This is a genomic window from Streptomyces sp. NPDC005408, assembly GCF_040606445.1.
GTDB lineage: Bacteria > Actinomycetota > Actinomycetes > Streptomycetales > Streptomycetaceae > Streptomyces.
On record NZ_JBEXEX010000119.1, the window covers coordinates 1 to 4324 of the forward strand.

Annotated in this window: 4 protein-coding genes; 3 read left to right on the plus strand and 1 reads right to left on the minus strand. The window is 69.3% G+C overall.

The genetic code is table 11. The features are described 5' to 3' along the window. Positions 1-192 precede the first annotated feature (192 nt). Positions 193-1044 carry an aminoglycoside phosphotransferase family protein gene (locus tag ABZS64_RS39040; protein WP_355839932.1) on the minus strand — a complete coding sequence of 284 codons (852 nt, stop codon included), beginning with the start codon at positions 1042-1044 and terminating at the stop codon, positions 193-195. Between the two features lie 108 nt (positions 1045-1152). On the opposite strand from ABZS64_RS39040, the gene ABZS64_RS39045 reads away from it, so the two are divergent. Genes ABZS64_RS39045 through ABZS64_RS39055 form a run of 3 tightly spaced genes read left to right on the plus strand, consistent with a single transcriptional unit; the run spans position 1153 to position 4234 of the window. Then, positions 1153-2100 carry a sugar ABC transporter permease gene (locus ABZS64_RS39045; RefSeq protein ID WP_355839934.1) on the plus strand — a complete coding sequence of 316 codons (948 nt, stop codon included), beginning with the start codon at positions 1153-1155 and terminating at the stop codon, positions 2098-2100. Then, on the plus strand, positions 2097-2939 hold the full coding sequence (locus ABZS64_RS39050) for a carbohydrate ABC transporter permease (protein WP_355839936.1): 843 nt from the start codon (positions 2097-2099) through the stop codon (positions 2937-2939). Before ABZS64_RS39045 ends, ABZS64_RS39050 begins: the two co-directional genes overlap by 4 nt. After that, positions 2939-4234, plus strand: a complete 1296-nt coding sequence (locus ABZS64_RS39055; protein WP_355839938.1) for an extracellular solute-binding protein — start codon at positions 2939-2941, stop codon at positions 4232-4234. The genes ABZS64_RS39050 and ABZS64_RS39055 overlap by 1 nt, the downstream gene beginning before the upstream one ends. Positions 4235-4324 lie beyond the last annotated feature (90 nt).

A 4324-nucleotide genomic window follows, 5' to 3' on the forward strand; every position in this document is an offset into this window, starting at 1 on the left:
TCGTCAGTCGCCGACGCTCCGCGTCGGCTCCTTCCTCCGCCTTGCGATCGCACGCACCAGACCCCGCTCACTGATCCGGCCTGATCCAAACGACAGGCCCTAGGCCGAGCCGCACATCCAGCCCGGCCGGTGTTTGAGGGGAGGTTGGGGGTCCCCCGGACGGAGTCTGGGGGAGGGCGGGTAGGGGAAACCTCAGAACGCGTACCAGCGGACCCCCTCCGCCCCCTCCCGCAGTGACGCCACCCGCCGCGCAAACTCCTCCCGCGCCGCCGGATTCGACGGCGTATGCTGCGCCATCCACGCGCAGCTCGCCGTCTCCCGCGCGCCCCGCAACACCCCGTAGCCCTCCCACTCGCGCACATCCCACCCGTACGCCCGCGTGAACGACTCGTACGCCTCCGGCGCAAGGCCGTACCGGTCGCGCGACAACGCCATGACCACCAGGTCGTGTTCGCGCAGGTCCTCCGAGAAGGTCTCCAGGTCCACCACGACCGGGCCGTCCGGGCCCACATGGACGTTGCGGGGGAGTGCGTCGCCGTGGATGGGGCCCGGTGGGAGGTGGGGCGTCAGCGCGGACGCCGACGCCGCGAAACCGTCGCGGCGTTCGCGCAGATACGCCGCGTCCGCCGGGTCGATCGCGTCCCCGGCCAGCCGCAGCCATCGCTCGACACCGTCAAGCAGCTCCCGCCGCGGAAGGGAGAACGGAGGCGAGGGCAGGGCGTGAATGAGACGCAGCAGATCCGCAAGATCCGCCGGCTCCGCCGCCCGTACCGCGTCCGGCAGCCGGTGCCAGACCGTCACGGGATGGCCTTCCACCAGGCGCGCTTTGGGTTCCGCCGGGCGGACCGCAGGGACGCCCGACTCCGCCAGCCAGGCGCCGACGGCCAGTTCGCGTTCCGCCCGCGCCAGCAGTTCCGCGTCGCGGCCGATCTTGACGACGACCTCGCCCGCCCCGAACACCGCGTTCTCGCCGAGCGCCAGCAGCGTCGCCCCGACCGGCAGTCCCGCGGCGGCCAGGACGCCGCGTGCTCGTGTCTCATCCATGGCGACAAAGTCTCGCATCCTTGCAGGTTGGCTTGACGAACCGACGGACCGTCAGCACGATGACGGGGCCGCCGAGGCGGCCTGACCTGGACTGAGGGAGTCGAATCCGTGACATTGGCGACCGCAGAGCCGCGGTCCGAGAGGCCGTCCGGAAAGCGGCCGCCCGGAACGCCGCGGCCGGGAAAGCAACTCGACCACGGGGCCTGGTTCCTCGTACTGCCCGCCCTGATTCCGATCCTCGTACTGAGCGTTGTCCCGCTCCTCTACGGCATCTCGCTCGCCTTCACGGACTCGCAGGCGGGCCGCACCGAGCCCACCCAGTGGATCGGCGCACTCAACTTCCAGGACCTGCTCCACGACACCCTCTTCTGGGATTCGTTCAGGATCGGCCTGCTCTGGGCGGTCGGCGTGACCGTCCCCCAGTTCGCGCTCGGCCTCGGCCTCGCCCTGCTGCTCAACCAGAACCTCCGCTTCCGCTGGCTGGCCCGCGCGCTCGCGATCATTCCCTGGGCCATGCCCGAGGTCGTCGTCGGCATCATGTGGCGGCTCGTCTACAACCCCGACGCGGGCATCCTGAACGAGACCATCCGCGATCTCGGCCTCGGAGACGGACGGGACTGGCTGAGCGGAATCGCCACCGCCCTGCCCGCCGTGATCGTCGTCGGGATCTGGGCGGGCATGCCGCAGACCACCGTGGCGCTTCTCGCAGGCCTGCAGAACACCCCGTACGAACTGCACGAGGCCGCCGCCCTCGACGGCGCGGGCGCCTGGCGCCGGTTCCGCACCGTCACCTGGCCCGCCCTCAAACCCGTCGCCCTCGCCATCACCGCGCTCAACTTCATCTGGAACTTCAACTCGTTCGCCCTGGTCTATGTGCTCACCAACGGCGGACCCGGCGGACGCACCCGGCTTCCCATGCTGTTCGCCTATGAAGAGGCCTTCCGCTACGGCCAGTTCGGTTACGCCGCCGCGATGGGCTGCGTCATGGTCGCGGTGATCTCCGTCATGCTCGCGCTCCATCTCGTAGGACGGCTCAAAGGAGGCGATGAGACGTGACGGCACTGCGCACCAGCAGATCCGGCCGCGCCGGCCAGTACCTCGCGCTGCTGTGCTACCTCGTCTTCCTCGCGTTTCCCTTCCTCTGGCTGATCTCCACCGCCTTCAAGCCCCCGCGCGAACTGGGCTCCCTGCACCCCACCTGGATCCCCAAGGACCCCACCCTCGACAACTTCCGCCAGGCCTTCGACGAGCAGCCGCTCCTGCGGGCCGCGGGCAACAGCCTGATCGCGGCCATCGCCGCCGCGCTCATCGCCGTGGTGATCGCGACGCCCATGGCCTACGTCATGGCCCGCAACCGCAACAGGCTCTCCACCGCAGCCACCGGCTGGGTCGTGGTCAGCCAGGCGTTCCCGTTCGTCCTCGTGATCATTCCGCTGTTCCTGATCCTCAAGAACCTGCATCTGATCAACACCCTGTTCGGCCTGATCATGGTGTACGTCGTGTGGTCACTGCCGTTCGCGCTCTGGATGCTGGTCGGCTACGTACGAGCAGTGCCGCGCGAACTGGAGGAGGCCGCGGCCGTCGACGGCGCGGGCAAGGCCCGCACCCTCGTATCGGTCACCGCACCGTTGCTCGCACCCGGCATCGTCGCGACCGCGCTGTTCGCGTTCATCACCGCATGGAACGAGTTCTTCTTCGCGCTCGTCCTGCTCAAGACCCCGGAGAAGCAGACCTTGCCGGTCGTCCTCACCCACTTCCTCGGCGCGGAGGGCGTCGCCGACCTCGGACCGCTCGCCGCTGCCGCGTTCCTGGCGACGATCCCCTCGCTGGTCATCTTCGCGATCATCCAGAAGCGGATCACGGGCGGGATGCTGGCCGGGGCGGTGAAGTCCTGATGCGTGTACGGATGCTGACGGCCGCAGCCGCCGCGCTCGCCCTCGTGCTGACCGGATGCTCGGGCGGCGAAGACGGCGGCTCCAGCGGGCAGATCACGCTCCGCTTCCAGTCCCTGGCCTGGCAGAAGGAGTCCGTCGACGCCAACAAGGAGCTGGTGAAGGAGTGGAATGCGAGCCATCCCGACATCCAGGTCCAGTACGTGCAGGGCAGCTGGGACAGCGTCCATGACCAGCTGCTGACCTCCTTCGAGGGCGGCGAGGCCCCGGACATCATCCATGACGCCTCCGACGACCTCGCCGACTTCGCGTACGGCGGCTATCTCGCCGATCTGAGCGGGCTGCTGCCCGAGCGCCTCACGTCCGACATCCCGCAACGGAGTTGGGAGACGGCGACCTTCGGCAAGGGGATCTATGGCGTCCCCTTCCTCCAGGAGCCGCGCGTCCTGATCGCCAACAAGAAGATCCTCGACGCGTCCGGGGTCCGTGTTCCCACGGCCGAGAAGCCCTGGAGCTGGCGGGAGTTCCGGCAGATCACCAACACGCTGACCGAGAAGATGGGGGACGGGAAGTACGGCGTTGCCTGGCCGCTCAAGGAGCCGGTCTCCGTCACCCTCAACCTCGGCCTCTCTGCGGGCGGGCAGCTCTTCCACCGGGGCGACGACGGCAAGGTCACCATCGAGTTCACGGACGGCGACGCGGTGGTGCCGGGAACCATCCACGACCAGGTCAACACCGACAAGAGCGCGTCCCGCACCACCCTGGGGACAGGTGGTTCGGACACACTGCCCGGACTCTTCGGCGGCAAGTACGCCATGGTCCCGCTGGGCTTTTCGTACCGGCAGCAGATCGTGCAGCAGGCGCCCAAGGGCTTCGAGTGGACGGTGCTGCCCGCCCCGGCAGGACCCGAAGGCCCGGCGCAGGGCGTGAGCCCGCAGACTCTCTCGGTCGCCGAGGACAGCCCGTACAAGAAGGAGGCGGCGCAGTTCATCGACTTCATGCTGCGCCCGCCGAACATGGTGCGGCTGGCGAAGGGTGACTGGATGCTGCCGACCGGCACCCAGGCGCTCGCCGACCCGGCGCTGCACACCGCGAAGGACGGCTGGGCGACGGGCGCGGCGCTCGCGCGCGATCTGCGGTCCGCGCCCGCGCAGGCGGTGCGTGGCTATCCGGAGTGGAAGGACAAGGTGGCGACGCCCGCGCTGCAGGAGTACTACAGCGGCGCGATCGACAGGGATGAGCTGGAGAAACGGCTGGTGAGGGACGGAAATCTGGTGCTGGCGCGCTATCAGCGCTAGGGCCTGTCGTTCGGATCTTGCCGGGCTCGCGTGCCCTGGTGCGCGCTCCCCCGTAGCCCTTCGGGCACGGGAGGTGCCCCCACGCTGCGT